Below are 648 nucleotides of genomic sequence, written 5' to 3'. Positions count from 1 at the left end.
AGATGTGTATAAGAGACAGGCTCGATGAGGTCCTTGACGTCGATCACGTGCGCCAGCCTAGCTGTTGTGGGTCATGAGGTTCTTGACATGGGTACCGGGCTGAGATGAGACGAGTGGGCCTCTCCCGCAGGATGGAAGTTCCTACACCACCCACCTGCCCGAAAAGACCCACTCATGACTCACGCTAACGCACCCCTGACCCCCACTGGCCGACTCAGGATGGTCCACCGCCACCTGCACGACGGGATCCCGCAGGCACACGTGGCCGCCGAGTTCCGGGTGAGCCGGCCCACGGTGGCCACCTGGGTCGCCCGCTACCGCGCCCAGGGAGAAGCCGGCCTTCAGGACCTGCCCAGCCGGCCGCACCGTTCACCTGCCCAGCTCGATCCGGTCCTGGTCGCCCGGATCCACGCCCTGCGGCGGGAGCGCAAGTGGTCCGCACGGCGCATCCATCACCACCTCGTCTCCGAGGGCCACCGGGTGTGTCTTCGTACCGTGAGACGGTGGCTGCACCGACTCGGGATCTCCCGCCTACGGGACCTGACCCCGGCCGGAGAAGACCTGCGCCAACGACCCCAGAAGATCACCGCGAGAGGGCCGGGGCACATGGTGCACCTGGATGTGAAGAAGATCGGGAAGATCCCAGAC

The 648-nt window shown here is 66.0% G+C and carries 1 protein-coding gene; it reads left to right on the top strand.

Annotated features, from left to right (window positions below):
* Positions 1-174: 174 nt before the first annotated feature.
* Positions 175-648, top strand: a 474-nt coding sequence (locus tag DQ240_RS23060) for a leucine zipper domain-containing protein (RefSeq protein ID WP_147262075.1), incomplete at its 3' end; no start/stop codon positions are given.

The organism is Blastococcus sp. TF02A-26 (genome assembly GCF_003319125.1).
GTDB lineage: Bacteria > Actinomycetota > Actinomycetes > Mycobacteriales > Geodermatophilaceae > Trujillonella.
This window is presented reverse-complemented; position numbering and strand designations above follow the sequence as displayed.